15 protein-coding genes and 4 pseudogenes are annotated in these 19,666 nt (G+C 42.2%); 10 read left to right on the top strand and 9 right to left on the bottom strand.

Annotation, left to right across the window (positions count from 1 at the left end; all coding sequences use genetic code 11):
- Positions 1–155: 155 nt before the first annotated feature.
- Both murQ and murP read left to right on the top strand, forming a co-directional pair.
- Positions 156–1,067 carry an N-acetylmuramic acid 6-phosphate etherase gene (gene murQ / locus GKR74_RS02120; protein ID WP_154602326.1) on the top strand — a complete coding sequence of 304 codons (912 nt, stop codon included), beginning with the start codon at positions 156–158 and terminating at the stop codon, positions 1,065–1,067.
- A 27-nt stretch (positions 1,068–1,094) separates the two neighbouring features.
- Positions 1,095–2,564: a PTS N-acetylmuramic acid transporter subunit IIBC gene (murP, locus tag GKR74_RS02115; protein ID WP_154602325.1), complete on the top strand. Its 1,470-nt coding sequence runs from the start codon at positions 1,095–1,097 to the stop codon at positions 2,562–2,564.
- A 65-nt stretch (positions 2,565–2,629) separates the two neighbouring features.
- On the opposite strand, the pseudogene GKR74_RS02110 reads toward murP, so the two are convergent.
- Positions 2,630–3,232, bottom strand: a pseudogene (locus GKR74_RS02110) (LysE family translocator); the annotation flags it as partial.
- A 113-nt stretch (positions 3,233–3,345) separates the two neighbouring features.
- Here GKR74_RS02110 and GKR74_RS02105 point away from each other — a divergent pair.
- The 3 genes and pseudogenes from GKR74_RS02105 to GKR74_RS02095 form a co-directional block, all read left to right on the top strand.
- Positions 3,346–4,323, top strand: a pseudogene (locus GKR74_RS02105) (hydrolase); the annotation flags it as partial.
- A 2-nt stretch (positions 4,324–4,325) separates the two neighbouring features.
- Positions 4,326–4,544 (top strand): YheU family protein, encoded by a 219-nt coding sequence (locus GKR74_RS02100; RefSeq protein WP_108478754.1) that lies wholly within the window; start codon positions 4,326–4,328, stop codon positions 4,542–4,544.
- 48 nt (positions 4,545–4,592) lie between these two features.
- Entirely contained in the window at positions 4,593–5,459 is an 867-nt protein-coding gene (locus GKR74_RS02095; protein ID WP_154602322.1) for a phosphoribulokinase, read from the top strand.
- A gap of 79 nt (positions 5,460–5,538) precedes the next feature.
- Here GKR74_RS02095 and GKR74_RS02090 read toward each other — a convergent pair whose 3' ends face one another.
- Positions 5,539–5,943 (bottom strand): OsmC family protein, encoded by a 405-nt coding sequence (locus GKR74_RS02090; RefSeq protein ID WP_154602321.1) that lies wholly within the window; start codon positions 5,941–5,943, stop codon positions 5,539–5,541.
- Positions 5,944–6,267: 324 nt separating this feature from the next.
- On the opposite strand from GKR74_RS02090, the pseudogene crp reads away from it, so the two are divergent.
- Positions 6,268–6,897: pseudogene (gene crp, locus GKR74_RS02085) on the top strand (cAMP-activated global transcriptional regulator CRP); the annotation flags it as partial.
- A 214-nt stretch (positions 6,898–7,111) separates the two neighbouring features.
- Positions 7,112–8,650: a hypothetical protein gene (locus tag GKR74_RS02080; RefSeq protein WP_154602320.1), complete on the top strand. Its 1,539-nt coding sequence runs from the start codon at positions 7,112–7,114 to the stop codon at positions 8,648–8,650.
- A 60-nt stretch (positions 8,651–8,710) separates the two neighbouring features.
- On the opposite strand, the gene GKR74_RS02075 is transcribed toward GKR74_RS02080, so the two are convergent.
- The 3 genes from GKR74_RS02075 to ppiA form a co-directional block, all read right to left on the bottom strand.
- A complete protein-coding gene (locus GKR74_RS02075) occupies positions 8,711–9,925 on the bottom strand; it encodes an aspartate aminotransferase family protein (RefSeq protein ID WP_154602319.1) in 1,215 nt (404 codons plus the stop codon).
- Between the two features lie 131 nt (positions 9,926–10,056).
- Positions 10,057–10,632, bottom strand: a complete 576-nt coding sequence (locus GKR74_RS02070) for an aminodeoxychorismate synthase component II (protein ID WP_154602318.1) — start codon at positions 10,630–10,632, stop codon at positions 10,057–10,059.
- A 445-nt stretch (positions 10,633–11,077) separates the two neighbouring features.
- A complete protein-coding gene (gene ppiA / locus GKR74_RS02065; RefSeq protein WP_154602317.1) occupies positions 11,078–11,650 on the bottom strand; it encodes a peptidylprolyl isomerase A in 573 nt (190 codons plus the stop codon).
- A gap of 267 nt (positions 11,651–11,917) precedes the next feature.
- Between ppiA and yihA the strand changes: the two genes are divergently transcribed.
- Positions 11,918–12,538, top strand: a complete 621-nt coding sequence (gene yihA / locus GKR74_RS02060; protein ID WP_132496945.1) for a ribosome biogenesis GTP-binding protein YihA/YsxC — start codon at positions 11,918–11,920, stop codon at positions 12,536–12,538.
- Positions 12,539–13,246: 708 nt separating this feature from the next.
- Here the strand turns inward: yihA and polA are convergent.
- The 4 genes from polA to GKR74_RS02040 all read right to left on the bottom strand — a co-directional run bounded on the left by polA (position 13,247) and on the right by GKR74_RS02040 (position 18,309).
- Positions 13,247–16,051 (bottom strand): DNA polymerase I, encoded by a 2,805-nt coding sequence (polA, locus tag GKR74_RS02055; protein ID WP_154602316.1) that lies wholly within the window; start codon positions 16,049–16,051, stop codon positions 13,247–13,249.
- Positions 16,052–16,380: 329 nt separating this feature from the next.
- Positions 16,381–17,004, bottom strand: a complete 624-nt coding sequence (dsbA, locus tag GKR74_RS02050; RefSeq protein ID WP_036948659.1) for a thiol:disulfide interchange protein DsbA — start codon at positions 17,002–17,004, stop codon at positions 16,381–16,383.
- Positions 17,005–17,037: 33 nt separating this feature from the next.
- Positions 17,038–18,039: a serine/threonine protein kinase gene (locus GKR74_RS02045; protein WP_418055364.1), complete on the bottom strand. Its 1,002-nt coding sequence runs from the start codon at positions 18,037–18,039 to the stop codon at positions 17,038–17,040.
- Positions 18,040–18,309, bottom strand: coding sequence for a YihD family protein (locus GKR74_RS02040; RefSeq protein WP_006659561.1), 270 nt, complete (start codon positions 18,307–18,309; stop codon positions 18,040–18,042).
- Positions 18,310–18,523: 214 nt separating this feature from the next.
- Between GKR74_RS02040 and mobA the strand changes: the two are divergent.
- Positions 18,524–19,108: pseudogene (gene mobA / locus GKR74_RS02035) on the top strand (molybdenum cofactor guanylyltransferase MobA); the annotation flags it as partial.
- Between the two features lie 5 nt (positions 19,109–19,113).
- Positions 19,114–19,632 carry a molybdopterin-guanine dinucleotide biosynthesis protein MobB gene (gene mobB, locus GKR74_RS02030; RefSeq protein WP_154602313.1) on the top strand — a complete coding sequence of 173 codons (519 nt, stop codon included), beginning with the start codon at positions 19,114–19,116 and terminating at the stop codon, positions 19,630–19,632.
- Positions 19,633–19,666: the final 34 nt, after the last annotated feature.

The following is a 19,666-nucleotide window of genomic DNA, read 5'->3' as shown; positions in this document are numbered from 1 at the left end:
AATTCAAATTACTATTAACTTACAGGGCAATAAACAACCAAATTTATTCGCTTATATTGACAAGGGAGAATAGATAGTACCGTGATGATTATCACATCAAAGGAATAAATAATTCCATAGCATACCCCTCATGATACGTTTAAGGAGTTATTACTATGTCGATTGATTTAAGCAAGATGGTCACGGAAAGCCGTAACGAAGCCAGTACCCACATTGACCAATTATCTACCATTGAAATGCTTCAAGTAATCAACAATGAAGATAAAAAAGTCCCTTTGGCTGTCGAAAAAACCTTACCGCAAATTGCAGAATTGGTCGATAAAGTAGCGGCAGCTTTCCAACAAGGTGGACGTCTGATTTATTCCGGTGCGGGTACTTCTGGACGTTTAGGGATCCTCGATGCCAGTGAGTGCCCACCTACCTATGGAACCCCTCATGAACAAGTTATTGGGCTGATTGCTGGTGGTCACCAAGCCATCTTCCGTGCGGTTGAAAATGCGGAAGATAAACCCGAGTTAGGGGAGCAAGACTTAAAGAACATCGATTTTAATCAAAAAGATATTTTAGTTGGGATCGCCGCTAGTGGCCGCACGCCTTATGTTCTGGGTGCCATGAAATATGCACGCTCCTTAGGTGCAACCGTTGCCTCAATTAGCTGTAACCCTGATAGCCCTGTATCCCAAGCCGCTGACATTGCCATCACTCCGATTGTGGGTGCTGAAATTGTCACTGGCTCTTCGCGCATGAAAGCGGGAACCGCACAAAAACTGATTTTAAATATGATCACCACTGGGGCGATGATCCGCATCGGTAAAGTCTTTGGCAATTTAATGGTCGATGTGGAAGCGACTAACGCTAAGCTCATTGAGCGCCAGACTAAGATTGTGATGGAAGCAACCGAATGCGACCGCCAAAGTGCAGAATCTGCATTACAACAATGTGATAGACACTGTAAGACAGCGATTTTGATGATTTTATCTGGCTTAAATGCCGATGAAGCTCGTCAATTGCTCGCTAAAAATCATGGCTTTATTCGCACTGCCCTCAACATCGCAAAATCCGTCTAATTGGCGGATCTCTATGAGAGAAACAGTATGGCTAAAATAACAAATGAAATGATACAGCAGATCCTGCAACACGTGGGTGGTGGTCGCAATATCAAGCAGTGCGGTAACTGCATGACGCGTTTACGGCTTACCTTACATGATGACCAGTTTATCGATAAAATCGAAATCAAAAAAATCCCCGGCGTACTGGGCGTACTAGAAAGTGACGACCAACTGCAAATTGTTTTGGGCCCTGGAAAAGCCCAAGCCGCCGCGGATTTAATGAAGCAAATGCTAGAAAATGGCGAAGCGGATGAAGCTCATGACTCTACCGCGACCCAAGATCTGAAAGAGATTGCTTCAGCCAATAAACAGCAGCTGAAGAAAAAACAAACCAGCGCCGTTCATCGCTTTTTATCTAAATTTGCGACTATTTTTACCCCATTAATTCCGGGCTTTATCGGCGCGGGTCTCTTAATGGGCTTGGCGTCATTACTCACATTATTATCAGCGAACCAAAACTTATTCCCTGCGGATTCAACCCAGCTTGCCCACCTCAAAAGCTTAATTGCGTATATGAGTGTATTCGGTAAAGGGTTATTCACCTTTATGGGATTGTTGATTGGTTATAACGCCCAAAAAGCGTTTGGGGGAAGTGGCGTTAACGGTGCCATTATCGCTGCGCTGTTTATTTTAGGTTACGACCCGGCGGCCACTAAAGGCTTCTATTCTGGTATGACAGACTTCTTTGGTTGGTATATCGACCCGAGAGGCAACATTATCGGGATCCTAATTGCCTGTATTTTTGGTGCTTGGGTTGAAAAACAAGTGCGCAAAATCATTCCGGCCAGTTTGGATATTATTTTAACCTCAACGATTACGCTGTTAATTGTCGGCGCTGCGACCTTTGTCTTCATCATGCCTATTGGCGTCTGGTTATTCGAAGGAATGTCTTGGCTATTCATGCACTTAAACGGAAACCCTATCGGCACAGCCATCTTAGCGGGTCTGTTCCTGATTGCGGTAATGTTCGGTGTCCACCAAGGCTTTATTCCAGTGTATGTCGCGTTAGTTGAAGCGCAAGGGTTTAACTCGTTATTCCCAATCTTAGCGATGGCAGGTGCGGGTCAAGTGGGTGCGGCACTGGCACTGTATGTGAAGGCGAAGAAAGGCTCTGTTACCCGTAGTCAAATTGGCGGTGCACTCTTCCCCGGCTTCTTAGGTATTGGTGAACCATTAATTTACGGGGTGACGTTACCACGAGTGAAGCCGTTTGTGACTGCCTGTTTAGGGGGCGCGGCCGGTGGTTTCTTTATCGGTGCCATCGCGTGGATGGGTCTACCTGTCGGGTTAAATACTGTATTCGGCCCTTCAGGGTTAATTGCTATTCCACTGATGACGTCAGACCAAGGCGTGCTTCCTGCAATGGCGGTGTATGCCGGCGGTGTCTTAGTCTCTTATCTGTGCGGGTTTATTTTCACGTATCTGTTCGGTAGTAAAAATGTCGATTTAGACTAGAGAATAACGTGGATTGAAAAGCAAAAAAGGCACCTAAGGTGCCTTTTTTCTGCGTGAAAAACTCACTCCAACCAAATTAGCGGCACACACGCGGCGGTCAGTATCCCCATCACTAGGTTGAAAATAAACCATGCGCGGCGGCTACGTAAGAAAACCCCAATCAAAGAACCGAAGCCCATCCAAATCAAGCCCGCGACAAAATTCACAATCACAAAAACGATGCTCATCACAATGATGGACTGAGTAAATAACTCGCCTGGAAGACTAAAACTCCCTACTGCGCCGAGCCCCATCATCCATGCTTTCGGATTTAAGAACTGCAATAATCCGCCTTGAAACCAAGTGACGCTTTTAGCAGCTTTGCTGTCTGTTTTGAGTGGCTCGTAGCTGGCGGTAGCGGTTTTCCATGCTAACCATAATAAATAAACGCTACCAATGATTTTCAGCACAATATGAATTGCAGGATATAATAGTAATAGCGCGGCAACACCGAATGCAGACAAATATAAAATTGACTGCATGCCCAGCATTATTCCTAATAATAATCCGATACTGCGACGAAAGCCGTAGTTAGCGGCACAAGAGGTCAACAACATGTTGTTAGGGCCGGGCGTGACTGCTGCAATGAATAAAAACGTAAAAAGCGAAAAAATTAGCCCCAGAGTCATTTATACTATGTTCCTCAACCTAAATTTGTTTCGAGATTTGTTTACTTGCATCACAGAAAAATAACAGTATGTTATGTGACTCACAAGCGTTCCACTAAATAAAAAATAAGGCCATGTCAGAAAATTTCCGCCCTATGAGTTGGGCAAAAAACCCTCATCTCCAAACCTTATTGCCAAGGATCTTTCGCCGTACCCCGAAAATTATCCCAACATGGCAGCGATTAGAATTGCCTGACGGTGATTTTATCGATCTTGCTTGGAGTGAAAACCCAGAAAAAGCGAGCAAAAAGCCTCGTTTAGTGATTTTTCATGGGTTGGAAGGAAATTTTAAAAGCCCCTATGCCCACGGGATGTTAGAAAGCGCCCAAAAGCAAGGGTGGCTCGGCGTGATCATGCATTTTAGAGGATGCAGCGGTGAACCTAATCGCCAAAAACGTATTTATCATTCAGGTGAAACCAGTGATGCGCGCTATTTCTTACATTGGTTAAAACAGACATGGGGTGATGCCCCCACCGCCGCCGTAGGTTATTCCCTTGGCGGTAATATGCTCGCCTGTTATTTAGCTGAAAATGGTGAGAATGCTGAATTAGATGCCGGCGTCGTTGTCTCGGCTCCATTAATGCTCGAAGCCTGCTCCATGAAAATGGAGAAAGGAATTTCTCAGCTCTATCAACGTTACCTATTAAATGGATTGAAACGTAACGCTACCCGCAAACTGGTGCGCTATCCCGGTTCACTTCCTCTTAATTTATTGCAGCTTAAACAGTTAAAACGTATTCGTGAGTTCGATGATGTGATCACCGCGCGTATTCATGGTTTTGATGATGCTGCGGATTATTATCAAAAATGCAGCGCACTACCTAAGTTATCTCAGATCACTAAGCCAACCCTGATTATTCACGCAAAAGACGACCCGTTTATGGCGCCTGAAGTGGTGCCTGATTTAAGCCATTTACCTGCGAATATTGAGTATCAAATGACGGAACATGGTGGACACGTCGGCTTTGTCGGCGGTAGTTTTAGAAAGCCACAAATGTGGTTAGAAACTCGTATTCCTTTGTGGCTAACAGCGTATTTGAATGAGCAAAAATCATGATTATTCCGTGGAAAGACCTCGCTCCTGAAACGCTCGAAAACCTTATCGAGAGTTATGTTTTACGCGAAGGAACCGATTACGGCGTTCACGAAAAAAGCTTGCAGGACAAAGTGAATGATGTGAAACGGCAGTTAGTTTCTGGCGAAATTGTGCTAGTCTGGTCTGAGTTACACGAGTCGGTAAATTTCATGCCTAATAACCAGTTTCGCCCGTAGCGCTGTTTCTCAAAAATAGTGGTCATGGCGTAAAACAGGGAGTCCACTATGTCGAAGAAGCATCCGATTATTGCAGTGACGGGTTCGAGTGGCGCAGGAACAACCTCAACGAGCCAAGCTTTTCGTAAAATTTTCCATCAATTAAATATCCGTCCTGCCACCCTTGAGGGAGATAGTTTTCATCGTTATACCCGCCCTGAAATGGATATGGCCATTCGTAAAGCCCGCGAGCAAGGGCGCCATATCAGTTATTTCGGCCCTGAGGCCAACGATTTTTCTCTACTAGAACAGACGCTAATTGACTATGCTAAAACTGGCAACGGCCAATCTCGAAAATATTTACATACTTACGATGAAGCAGTGCCCTATGGCCTGCAACCTGGCACGTTTACCCCGTGGGAATCGCTACCAGCCAATACCGATGTGCTGTTTTATGAAGGATTACATGGCGGAGTAGTTACCCCAGAGCACGATGTTGCACAACATGTTGATTTGCTTGTGGGTGTAGTGCCAATTGTTAACCTTGAATGGATTCAGAAACTCATCCGCGATACCACCGAGCGAGGACATTCCCGTGAAGCGGTGATGGATTCCGTTGTACGTTCGATGGGGGATTATATTAACTATATTACGCCGCAGTTTTCTCGTACCCATATTAACTTCCAACGAGTTCCTACCGTTGACACCTCTAACCCTTTCTCTGCCAAAGCAATACCTTCACAGGACGAAAGTTTTATTGTTATTCGCTTTAGAGGATTAGAGCAGATCGATTTCCCTTATTTATTATCCATGTTAAATGGCTCGTTTATTTCAGCGATGAATACCATTGTGGTACCCGGTGGGAAATTAGGACTCGCGATGGAACTTATTATGATGCCATTAGTGGAAAAATTAATGAAACAGCGAAATGGGTAGTTTGAGATTCTCATTAAAGAGATAAATAACAAGATGCTTATCTTAATTATCGATAAGCATCTTAATAGCAAGAAAACAATTACAGCGTTTTAATTTCGAAGCTATGAGTCACGTTAACCGTTTTCTCTAACATGATAGCAACGGAACAATATTTTTCTGCAGAAAGTTGAACCGCACGCTCCACCACTTTGTCCGTTAATTCACGTCCCGTCACAATAAAGTGCAGGTTGATGTCCGTAAAATAGCGCGGAGCTTCTTCACGACGCTGCGAAGTTAATTTTACTTCACAATCAACAATATCCTGACGACCTTTTTGCAGAATAGAAACCACATCAATCGCACTGCATCCGCCTGCTGCCATTAGAACCATTTCCATCGGACTCGGTGCTTTATCTCCAGCATTGCCATCCATCATAACTTGATGACCCGATGCCGACTCACCTAAAAAAGAGAGCCCTTCAACCCACTTGACGCGTGCTTCCATTTTTATTCCTCTTGAAAAATAGTGGTATTTATCGCCACATTGTTCCATATATCTAGACAATGTTATATCAGCATTATTAGGCTGAAGCGATACAGGGGAGACTTTCGCTATTGGATATGATACAAACAATGGTTAGTTGATAGGATTAAGATCAATACTCAACGATTTAATTGATTATATTATACAATTGATATTAATTTGCATTGGCCTAGGGCGATATTAATAATAGGCATCAATGTGACTTAATATGCTAAGCTTGACACTTTAAAGTCAGCCTTTCCCTACTTTTCGAAAGGTTGCAATAACATACAGAGGATAACGCTAATGGTTCTCGGCAAGCCACAAACAGACCCTACTCTTGAATGGTTTTTGTCACACTGCCATATTCATAAGTATCCATCCAAGAGCACTCTGATCCATCAGGGTGAAAAAGCAGAAACCCTTTACTACATTGTTAAAGGCTCAGTGGCTGTTTTAATCAAAGATGAAGAAGGCAAGGAAATGATTCTCTCTTATTTAAATCAGGGAGATTTCATTGGCGAACTTGGGTTATTTGAAGAAGGGCAAGAACGTACTGCGTGGGTTCGCGCGAAAGTTGCTTGCGAAGTCGCGGAAATTTCTTACAAAAAATTCCGTCAGCTGATTCAAGTCAATCCAGATATCCTGATGCGCCTTTCCGCGCAAATGGCAAGTCGTTTGCAAACCACGTCCGAAAAAGTGGGTAACCTTGCATTCTTAGATGTTACTGGTCGTATTGCTCAAACATTATTGAATTTAGCTAAACAACCTGATGCAATGACTCACCCAGACGGTATGCAAATCAAAATTACTCGTCAGGAAATCGGTCAAATCGTAGGTTGTTCTCGCGAAACTGTCGGTCGTATTTTAAAGATGCTGGAAGATCAAAACTTAATCTCCGCACACGGCAAAACGATTGTTGTTTACGGCACTCGCTGATTCACCTTTCAGCCTCACCCTTCTTGGTGAGGCTTCGATATTGAAATAGCTTTATACTTTACGTACAAAGCTATTTTTCTTACTTAGGATCCTTTATTTCCCCCTCTCATCTATATACTCTCATTGATGAGTATCGTTTCTTTATATAATTATAGTTAATTGTCAAACTAATATAGTGGTAACTAAACCATTATTAAGAGTTGACAACACGATGATTAAAAATATCAATCCAAGAAGCGAAAGTATCATTAATATCAATGATAATAAAACCATAACCACTTCATCATTATCTAATCAAATAAAAAAAACCATTAATATTGGTTCATGCATACCCGATAATAATCACCTATCCAATTTACATTATCAAAAAAAGCACTTCGCCGTATTGACTTGTCATTTTGAGCCAAGTGAACAAAAAGAAATTAATCTAATTAAATACTCGCCTCCAGTAGAGAAAATAACACTTCCCTATAAATACCATGAGGCTATTGAAGCTAATGGTCATTTTTTAATTCTTAAATCCCCACGTATTTTCAACCATTCCGTCTCAATAAAAAATGAGCCAATTATTAATGAAAAACAGGATACTGAACTAATGCTAATTGATAAAACAAGTGCTACAGAAACTAACGTTTTTAAAGAATTTAATTTAAAACGTTCATCAAACCGATTCTCAAATTTGATTTTAGAAATAAAATCGACTCATGAAAAAGGTATTCGTTATTTAAAAAGTATATTTAATAAAAATAAGAATGAAAAGTTTTGTGTTACTTTTAAAAAGGGAATTGAGATCCCAATAAAACATGAAAAAACAAGATTAAGTGAAGTAATCACTTATCAGAACACTGCATCGACTCAGAAGATTGAGAACAACCTTAGTACTCTAAAATCATCACAAGCTAAATTAGCTGAACAGCTAAAAAAAATAGAGACAGACAAAGAGAATGAAATAAAAGCAGGTGAAGAGAGAATAAGAAAAGAAGCTGAATCAAGTATGATACAGAAAGCTTCTATTTCGAAAATAAAAGATGAGAATAAAGCAAAGAGCAGTGATACCGAATTTGAGTTCAATGAGGAGTTAGAGTGGAATGATGATACCAATCATATTCAAGATAGTTTACAAAAAAGAATCACCGACCGTCTTGTTAGCTTAGCAATTCCATCAACTCGTCAGCTCGATAAATTACTTGTCGATGAGACTGACATGAAGTCAATAAATCGACACTTAGAAAATATGGATTCACTGAACAAGATAGAAAATCAGCTATATTCTAGCAATGAAAGCTTAAATTCTAACTCATCAAGCCATTATTCAAATAATTCTAGTGACTCTGGATATTTATCAGAAAACACAAAAGCACAGAAAAAAATAGAAACAGACTCCACTAAACTGAAAGATAATAGCTCGAACCATGCCTCGCATAATAAAAATGATAAAGTATTACCTAGAAGAAATATAAAAGTAAAACCAACCGTGAGAACATATCAATTTAATGGGGAAATATACCAAACTAAAACATCAATGCTAAGAGCTAAACATAATAGTAAAAAATATCAGTTTCCACTAAATGGAAACTCACCAGAAATAGCATCAAATCAAGGAAAACCCGATACTAGAAAATTAGATGCGCTGTTGAAAAAAACGCAAGAAACCCTTCATAGTCTAAATAGTCTAAGCGAGCAAATATCCAAAGAAGAAGTACATTCTGCGCAGATTAAAACAAAATTAGCTAAGCTTAATAACAAGTAACAACTTGAATAATAGTTCAGTGACAGAGGCAAATTTGCCTCTGTCACTATAAAAAGACAATTAAGCCAGCAGTTTGCTAATTGCAGTTTCCAATTTCGCCATCCCGCTATTAATTTCATTTTCAGAAATAATCAGCGATGGAGTAAAGCGCAATACATTCGTGCCCGCATTAAGCATCATCAGCCCTTCTGCAGCACAAGCTTGTAGAATATCTTTTGAGCGATTCAGTAATTTGCCATTCAGCTCTGCACCGATTAATAAGCCCATTCCGCGAATTTCAGCGAAAATTCCATATTGGTCATTGAGCTTGTTTAAATGAGCGACAAATAACTCACGACGTTTAGCAACACCATCAAGGACTTCATCGGTATTGATAATATCGAAAGCAGCATTGCCTACCGCACATGCCAATGGATTGCCCCCGTAGGTGGTTCCGTGAGATCCTACCTCCATCGTTTTCGCAATTTCAGCAGTTGTGATCATCGCACTGATAGGGAAACCGCCTCCGAGCGCTTTTGCAGTGGTTAAAATATCGGGAGTGACATCGTAGTGCATATAAGAGAACAATTTCCCCGTACGCCCCATTCCACTTTGCACTTCATCAAAAATAAGTAATACATTATTTTCATCGCAAAGTTTACGAACTCCTTGCAGAAATTCTGATGTTGCTGGGGTTACCCCGCCTTCCCCTTGAACTGGCTCCAAAACCACTGCACAGGTATTTTCATCGATCACGGCTTTAACGGCATCAAGGTCATTAAAAGGCACATGAATAATATCCGCAGGTTTTGGACCGAATCCATCGGCATATTTCGCTTGTCCGCCAACTGAGACAGTAAATAATGTTCTGCCGTGGAATGCTTGCTTGAATGCAATGATCTTCGTTTTATACGGGCTATATTTGGTGATGGCATAACGACGCGCTAGCTTGAATGCGGCTTCATTCGCTTCAGACCCTGAGTTCACAAAGAATGCACGATCCGCAAACGTTGCTTTCGTTAATTTTTGGGCCAGTGTTAACGCCTGTTCATTGGTAAAAACATTGCTCACATGCCAAAGTTTTTCGCTTTGTTCACGTACAGCCGCAACGAGGCTTGGATGGCAATGACCTAGCGCTAAAACCGCGATCCCGCCTGCGAAATCAATATATTCTTTACCTTGCTGATCCCAAACGCGGCTGCCTTCGCCTTTAACTGGAATAAATTCAGCTGGCGAAAAAATAGGTAACATGACCTGATCAAAAGTCTGCCGATTGACTGCGTGTTGTTCTGACATACCCCTCACCTGCTCTTTATCGAATGCTTAAGTGAAAATATAAGCATCAAATATGAATAAAAAATCAATAAAGAGCAATAGGGAAGGGTAAAATATGCATAATTAATTTTGCTATTCGCGAAAATCAACCACTAATACTTGAGAAAATTACTCAACAGCTCATGACCTTGTTCGCTGAGAATACTTTCAGGGTGGAACTGGACCCCTTCAATGGGCAGGGTTTTATGGCGGATCCCCATAATTTCATCGATATCCCCATTATTCAGTGACCACGCGGAGACATCAAAAGAGGCGGGTAGCGTTTCTGCTGCAATCACCAAAGAGTGATAGCGAGTCACGGTTAAAGGTCGATTAAGCCCTTTAAATACCCCTTGATGGTTATGATGGATAGATGATGTTTTTCCGTGCATCACTTCACGCGCTTTTACAACAGACGCGCCAAATGCTTGCCCGATAGCTTGATGCCCTAGGCAGATACCCAAAATAGGTAATTTTCCGGCGAAATATTTTATCGCTTCCAACGAAATTCCCGCCTCATCAGGCGTGCAAGGACCCGGTGAAATGACCAAATGGGTTGGAGCCAGTTGTTCAATTTCTTCAATGGTAATTTCGTCATTACGTTTCACCAGCACTTCCGCCCCTAGTTCGCAGAAATATTGGTATAAGTTGTATGTAAATGAATCGTAATTATCAATAAGTAAAAGCATAGTAGCCTATCCGACTGATTTTTATCATTATAAGTTTTTTGTTTATGCATAATTCGTGGTGGTTGGCAATTAGAACGCGTCCCAAAAACCATAAATTATCACAAAGGGCGGCTATCATAGCACAGCCAAAACAGGAAAATAGCCTATTTACGTCAAGTAACCCACTTTCAGTACAAAATTTCCATATAAAAATCATGGGATTATATTCACAAGAATATAACAACATTCAAAATTTGATAATAAATACTTTAAATACAATGGAGTAAAATAGAAACAATCATACTAATAAAAAACAATCAAACGCATGAGTGATGATGAAATAGAAGTGAGTTGGGATGACCTATAATGGAAATAATTTAAGAAAAAATGCAAAGAAAGGCTTTATGATAAGAGGATGATTAACAAGAATCACCCTCTCTATTAGACGATATTACAGCAAACAGTATTAAGGCTTTTTAATCACTTCCGCAGAAATAATCGTAATAGGTTCAACAGGAACATTTTGATATGGACCGACGTTCTCTGTTTTCACTTTAGAAATTTTGTCTGCAACATCCATTCCTTTAACGACTTTACCAAATACGGCATAGCCGAAATCACGTTGGCCGTGATCTAAAAACGCATTATCAGCAACATTAATAAAGAATTGGCTGGTTGCACTGTCTTTATTTGCGCTACGAGCCATTGAAATAGTGCCACGTAAATTACGTAAACCATTATCAGCTTCGTTAGCGATTGGTGCTCGGGTTTGTTTTTGCTGCAATTCTTTATTAAAGCCGCCGCCTTGGATCATGAATCCAGGAATAACACGATGGAAGGTTGTTCCGTTGTAATAGCCATCATTAACATATTGCAGGAAGTTTTCAGTACTAACAGGGGCTTTTTTACTATTGAGTTCTAATTCAATATTACCTGCAGAGGTGACTAATTTAACGTAAGTTTCACCCGCGGCTAATGCAAGAGAAGTTGTGCTCATTGCACAGATTGCCAATAATGGCACAAAAATTCGTTTCAACATTCAAGATCCCTTTTGTTAATACCCAAAAACATATTAATGCCCAATTCTAGAGCGAAGCGGGGGTAATTGCTAAAGATTTACCTATATTTACGCCAAATAGTTAAATTTCGCTGAATTAAATTAATTGTAGAGCAACTTAATGAAAAAGCCTTCGCATAATGTCATTCTCAAATAGATATCACACCAAATATCCCCCTTTTGTTGTTTGTATGCTATTCAGTCGCTATAATCCCCCAGCCTTTTGAGGCTACTCAGGGAGAACCACCAATGGCAATTAAAAACCACAACTACCACATGACAAAATTTGTCATCAGTGCCCCCGATATCCGTCATCTACCAAAAGATACGGGCATTGAGGTGGCGTTTGCTGGCCGATCTAACGCGGGCAAATCCAGTGCATTAAATGCATTAACACAGCAAAAAAGCTTAGCGCGAACCAGTAAAACACCGGGAAGAACTCAGCTTATCAACCTATTTGAAGTTGAAGAGGGCATTCGCCTAGTTGACCTTCCGGGCTACGGTTATGCCGAAGTACCTGAAGAGATGAAGCGCAAATGGCAGCAAGCTCTCGGTGAATATTTACAGAAAAGAGAATGTATCAAAGGGTTAGTGATTTTGATGGATATCCGTCATCCATTAAAAGACCTCGATATGCAGATGATCGAATGGTCAGTCGCCATGAGCATTCCTGTACTTGTTCTACTGACCAAAGCGGATAAGCTCGCTTCAGGCGCAAGAAAGAAACAGTTAATGGAAGTTCGCCAAGCATTAGCGCCGTTATCAGCGGAAGGCGATATTGAAGTGGAATATTTCTCTGCACTGAAAAAAATGGGTATCGATAAATTACGTATCAAACTCGACAGTTGGTACAGTAACGCCGCAGAATAATCTTTTCATTCCTTGTACGCCAATCGCGGCGTACAACGGTCTATGCCGTTAGCGCATCAGAATTTATGCAAAAAAAATGCTCCAGTCAAAAACTTGACTGGAGCAGCTAATATTCAGCTAAATCCGATTACGTGAAGTAAAAGGTCTGAAAGATAGAACATCTTACCTCTGTACCCTACGTCTGATAATGTACTTTATTTTCCGCTCGAAAAAAAGGCTTTTTGTAGTTTTTTTTCAAAGCTTACTACGATTCAGCCCTTTAAATTGCCTGATAATTCGTTAAAAACGTATTTTTACTACATATTTATGAGATCTAAGTCGCATAATAACAACCTTATCCAGCCCAACGATATATTTAAAATTCAGTGTTTTACCCATGAATTATGTGCAATTTAAAGGGAATAAAACGCTTCCAATTAGCTGCGTAAATACCACTATAAAAAATATTCTAAACATAAAAAAACACCCCAAACATTGTCGCCAATCTCTGGGGTGCCTTACATTATCTTTTACTTAGCTTTTGCTCTTATCTTTTTCTTTTAGGTTTTACTAAGAGTTTTTTCTCTTTATCTCTTACCCAACCAATACTCTAAATAGTTCATGTTGTGGCAAGGCGGTGAGCGAAGACAGCTTGGGGAGCATACATAAGTATGTGACCCAAGTGGCTGAGTGAAACCAACGCCGCCACAGCGTGAAATATGACGAGTATTAGTGCGCTTCGTCCCAGTTAGAACCGACACCCACTTCTACCTTTAGGGGAACATCCAGCACCATACTCTGCTCCATCAGCGCCTGAACCTTCGCTTTCACCTTCTCTAACTCGGACTCTTTGACTTCAAATACCAGTTCATCGTGCACCTGCATCAGCATATCCGCATCTGGTTTTTCAGTTTCGAGCCAGCTATCTACCGCTATCATCGCTTTTTTGATGATGTCGGCAGCAGTGCCTTGCATTGGGGCATTGATCGCTTCGCGTTCTGCCGCTTTACGGCGCATACCATTGCTAGATTTAATATCCGCAAGATACAATCTGCGGCCTTCTAATGTCTCAACATAACCTTGTTCAGACGCTTGCAGACGAGTATTTTCCATATAACGCAACACACCTGGATAACGCTCAAAGTAGAGATCCATATAACGCTGCGCTTCCCCGCGTGGGATCCCTAACTGGCGAGCCAAACCAAATGCACTCATGCCATAAATCAAACCGAAGTTAATCGCTTTTGCACTACGGCGTTGGTCGCTGGTGACTTCCTCTAATGGAACCCCAAACACTTCGGCTGCGGTGGCTCTATGGATATCTTTCCCTTCCGCAAACGCCGTCAATAAGCCTTTATCTTGAGAAAGATGCGCCATAATACGCAATTCAATTTGCGAATAGTCCGCCGCCATCACTTTGTAGCCATCACGCGCCACAAACGCTTGGCGAATACGGCGACCTTCTTCGGTACGCACCGGAATATTTTGCAAGTTCGGGTCACGGGAAGACAAACGCCCCGTCGCCGTTACTGCTTGGTGATAAGAGGTATGCACACGATGAGTTTTTGGATTAATCATCAGTGGCAGCTTATCCGTATAAGTGGATTTCAGCTTCGCTAAGCTACGATGCTCTAACAGTAATTTTGGTAATGCATGGTTTAATGCCAGCTCTTCCAATACTTCTTCGTTGGTTGAAGCCGCGCCACTTGGCGTTTTCTTGATAACTGGCAATTGTAGCTTTTCGAATAAAATCGTCTGCAACTGCTTCGGAGATGCTAAGTTAAACTCTTCACCCGCTAACTCGAACGCCTGTTTTTCCAGCTCTGCTAAACGCGCGGTGATCACCTGAGACTGCGCCCCTAATGCCGCTGCGTCAATCAGAACACCTTTACGCTCCATACGCACCAACACTGGCACCAACGGCATTTCGATATTTTGGAAAACGTGAGCTAATTTTGGCTCGGCTTCCAGTTGCGGATACAGCGCTTGATGCAGTAGCAATGTCACATCCGCATCTTCCGCCGCATAATTTGCCGCTTGTTCCAATGGAATTTGGTTAAAGGTTAACTGCTTTTTGCCTTTACCCGCTATCTCTTCAAAACTCACGGTCTTATGGTTGAGATGGCGATCTGCCAGGCTGTCCATATCATGACGCCCCATGCCAGCCACACTGTTCAACACATAAGATTCCAGCATAGTGTCGAACGCGATGCCTTTTAGCGAAATATCGTAATTTAATAACACTTCCGCATCGTATTTTAGGTTCTGACCGATTTTGCCGATTTTCTCATTTTCTAAGATAGGCTTCATGGCTGCCAAAACGTCTTTTAAAGGCAACTGGTCTGGCGCATCAAGATAGTCATGTCCAACAGGTAAATACGCAGCATGACCCGCTTCGATGGCAAAAGACATCCCGACTAAGCGAGCTTCTTGGGTATCCAGGCTGTCGGTTTCTGTATCAAAGGCAAACAGCGTCGCTTCGCTGAGTTTTTTCACCCAGCTGTCTAACTGTTCTTTATCGAGAATGGTTTGGTAATTTTCAGCACACAGCGTTGGAACTGCTGGCTTAGATTTTGCCGCTGGCTGGCTTTCTGGTGCACGGTAACTTTCTGCGGCTTTGGCAGGTTTTGCCCCTTTGCCGTCCATCCAGCTACCATTTTCAACATCGACCAACCAGCGTTTAAATTCATAACGGCTAAACAGCGAATGAAGTTTATCCGCATCCAGCTCCGTCACTTTGAGTTCTTCACACGGTTTTTCTAGCTCAACATCCGTTTTAATCGTCGCTAATTGGTAAGATAACAGTGCGAGTTCACGGTTCTCTTCCATTTTTGGTGCGAGGGTCTTAGAGCCACGGAAACCGAGTGGAGCAATCGCATCTAAGTTTTTATAGATATCGTCTAAGCTACCAATACCTTGCAATAACGCTAATGCGGTTTTTTCACCGACACCCGGCACACCCGGAATGTTATCGGATGAGTCACCCATTAAGGCTAAAAAGTCGATAATTAAGCTTGGTGGAACCCCGTACTTAGCTTCCACTTCTTCAGGACCTAAGATGGTGTTGGTCATCGTGTTGATCAGGGTGATATTCGGCTCCACCAACTGCGCCATATCTTTATCGCCCGTACTGATCAACACCGGCATCCCTTTACTGCTGGCTTCACGCGCCAACGTACCGATGACGTCATCTGCCTCCACACCTGGTACCACTAGCAACGGCAGCCCCATGGCTTCCACCATTTCATGCAACGGTGCGATTTGAGCGCGCAGATCGTCCGGCATTGGCGGGCGATGGGATTTGTAGCTTTCAAACAGTTCATCACGGAACGTTTTTCCCTTAGCATCAAAGACAACCGCCACATGACTCGGTGTATATTGCATGATTAGGCTACGCAGCATATTCAACACGCCATACATCGCTCCGGTCGGTTCACCAGCGCTGTTGGTCAATGGAGGGAATGCATGATAAGCACGGTACAGGTAGGAAGAGCCATCTACCAAAATAAGGGGATTTTCAGCAATCTGAGCCATAATCTGTCATCATCTTTTTTATCGGGAATGAATGGGGGATAGGATGCCACATTGTGGCTTCAGATACACCTTGAGATTCAATTTCCCGCCGAGTTATCCCATTTTTCACACGATAACTTCCTGTGGATAACTTTGTGAGTAAAATTTAGTTATCTAAAGGATTCAATGAGTAAGAGAATTGCAAGAAGAAAACAATAAAATAAAATCAATAAGTTAGCTAATGAGGCTTTGATTTATCACAAATCAGGGGGGATGGTCGAATTGTGGATATTGATAACGGACAATCAGCAAATAAAAAGATAGCGGCAAATTGCCGCTATCTTCACTGATTATTTTTTACTGACTAAGAAGTTCACAACTTTTGAGTATTCTTTAGCATAATCCTCTGCGTTATCGACAGAAATTCCGTTATTACGGATTTGATATTTACCATCGACGAATAACGCTGGCACGCCACGCAGTTTTAAATCTTGTGCAGCATTTTGTTGCTTAGCAACTAACGATTTCACGACAAAGCTATTCAGCGCTGCATCGTATTCTTCACCTGTTACGCCCGCTTTAATAAACGCATTACGGATATCCGCAGGGGTATTGATAGTTTGGGTTTTCTGAATTCCTTCAAACAGAATTGGCGTCACTTTATCTTCAACTTTCAGCACCATCGCCACAGCCCACGCTTGAGTCATTTGAGCGCCTAGAGGGCCTAAGAAATCAACGTGATAACGCGCTTTAGTGACACCTTCTGGCAGGTTTTTCTCTACCGTTTGTGGCACTTTGTAGATGCTTTCAAACTGATAACAGTGTGGGCAGTAAAATGAGAAAAACTCCAAAACTTGCGGTAAGTCTTGCACCGGAGGCTTAACATCCGTGTACTCTTTACCTTCTGAATAATTTGCTGCAGCAGCACCAAAAGACATGGCAATACCAATCAAAGCCAACATGATTTTTTTCATAGAAAACTTTCTCCAAAAACACAGTCTTAAATATTAAAATTGCGGGTTCAATTGCAAAGGAGCATCTAACAACCGCTCAGTTTGCTGTGCAAACTCGATAGATTGCTTTTGCCAAAAATCAGCAGATTGGATCCAAGAAAATGCTTTCGGGAAAGCGGGATCTTGCCAGCGACGAAGGATCCATCCTAAATAATGCACCATTCGCATCGCACGTAGCGGTTCAATCAGCTTTAACTCACGTACATCAAAATCACAAAACTCGTTATACGCTTCTAATAACGTATCCAGTTGGATAATTTGCTCTTGGCGCGAACCATTAAGCAACATCCATAAATCTTGCACCGCAGGGCCATTGCGTGCATCGTCAAAATCCACCAGCCACGCTTCATCACGCCACAGAATATTGCCGGGATGGCAATCCCCTTGTAGGCGAATAAAAGATTGCTGAGCAGGCCACAGAGCCTTAACTTGGGCAATCAACTTATCCAGTGAATCTATCAATGGTGCTTTATCACGCTCAGTAATTAATGAACTGGCGGCGATAATATTTCTCGGTTGGTCGAGATACTCTTCCACACCAAGAGTCGGACGAAATGCAAAGTTTCGCTGTTTACCGATTTGATGCACTCGCCCTAATAAATGGCCGACACCCTCAAGCTGGAATAAATTGTCCGTTTCATATTGGCGCCCTCCGATACTCGGAAAGAGTGCAAACATAAACCCGCCAAATTCTAATACCGTTTGCCCAGCAAATTCTAACGGCGCAGCCACCGATAAGCCTTCATCTTGTAGCTCAAGGGTAAAATCATGCTCTTCTTGAATTTGAGAACGGTTCCAGCGTTCAGGACGATAAAATTTCACCACATAGCGCTGGCGATTTTCATCCTGAAATTGGAAAACGCGATTTTCGTAGCTGTTAAGCTCTGTCAGCCCTGATTCTGGGTAAATCCCCGCTTCCATCAGCGCATCAAGGATCAAATCAGGGGAGATCCCACTAAAGTGGAAGCTCGATTGTTCTGTTAAATCCATGTTCATTTAATCTTTTATGATGCCACGAGCACGTAGAATGGCCGTTTTAAAATCATCTTCGTAATCTTTTTGAATACCGGGGATCACCGCATTGCTGTCAGTGCCACGCATTTTTAGATGATAAATTAATACGTCGTCTGTCAGTTCAGATAAACTGCCTTTAAAACCCGCTTCATCTGCCAGTTTTTGCAGTAATTGCACTAAATTTAAATCTGAATTGTCCTTCCATACTGGATGCAGAAGTTCGATGACTTCATTTAAACGATGGCATTTCATGTTTATTCCTTATCACGAATATTCGATACAAGTTACCAATAATCCTACAAGAGAAAAAGGGAACAGTTGTCAATCTAAGTAAAGTTTAACCGTTTCTTGTATTAATATTCATTGATTTTATAGGAAAATAGAATAGATTTTAGCTGTTACTATACTCAAAAAACTACTTAAGTTCGTTAAAACATTTTCGCTAAGATTTTCAGAGATATTGAACATGTCATTTCGTCAGTCGATTACAGGCGTGATCCTCGCAGGGGGCAAAGGCACCCGCATGGGTGGCCAAGATAAGGGTTTAATTCCTTTATTGGGTAAGCCGTTATACCGCTATATTATTGAGCGTTTGCAGCCGCAAGTCGGTCAATTGATGATCAATGCTAATCGCCACCATGCAGAATATGCACAAAGCCAGCTGCCCGTTTTCACGGATTTAACCGCAGATTTTTCGGGCCCCTTAGCAGGGATGCAAGCTGCACTTCATCAAGTCACCACCGATTGGCTGCTATTTGTCCCTTGTGATGTTCCCGAATTCCCAACTGATTTAGCCGAAAAAATGTTTCGCGAAAAAGGCAAGCACCTTGCCTGCTATGCCTGTGATAACGAACGAGAACACCCGACATTTACCCTACTCCATCGGTCTCTGCAGAAACCGTTGGATGATTACCTCGCAAGAGGAGATCGCAAATTGATGCTATTTATGAGTGAGATCGATGCAAAAGGCGTCATATTTACCTCTGAAACCGGCACATTTGCTAACTTAAATACGCCGGAAGATAGCCGTAACTGGGAGTTACAACAAAAAAAATCATGAACCAGAACACGTTACCTCTACTCGGGATCACCGCCTACAGTGGCACCGGGAAAACAACTTTACTCAAGAAAGTTATCCCTTTGCTGAGACAGCGTCATGTTCGTGTGGGCTTAATCAAGCACACGCATCACGATATGGAAATTGATACGCCGGGCAAAGACAGTTATGAATTACGCAAAGCAGGTGCAGACCAAACGTTAGTCGCCAGCAATCAGCGCTGGGCATTAATGACCGAAACCCCTGAATGCAATGAAATGGATCTGAGCTATCTGGCTAGCCGCTTTGATCCTGCTTCGCTAGATCTGATCTTAGTGGAAGGATTCAAGAGTGAGCCTATCGATAAAATCGCGCTATTTCGATCCGATGTAGGTAAACCACTAAACGGCTTAATCGACGAGTATGTCGTGGCGGTTGCCAGCGACGAAATTATCGATACTGACGTCCCGCAATTGGATATCAATAATCCTGAACAGGTGGCAGATTATATTGTTTCCTGGTGGCAAAAAAGCCAGTAAATTGCCTCTCTAAATGCCTCCTTCGAGGCATTTT

Source organism: Providencia sp. wls1914 (assembly GCF_009706645.1).
Classification (GTDB): domain Bacteria; phylum Pseudomonadota; class Gammaproteobacteria; order Enterobacterales; family Enterobacteriaceae; genus Providencia; species Providencia zhijiangensis.
This window is presented reverse-complemented; position numbering and strand designations above follow the sequence as displayed.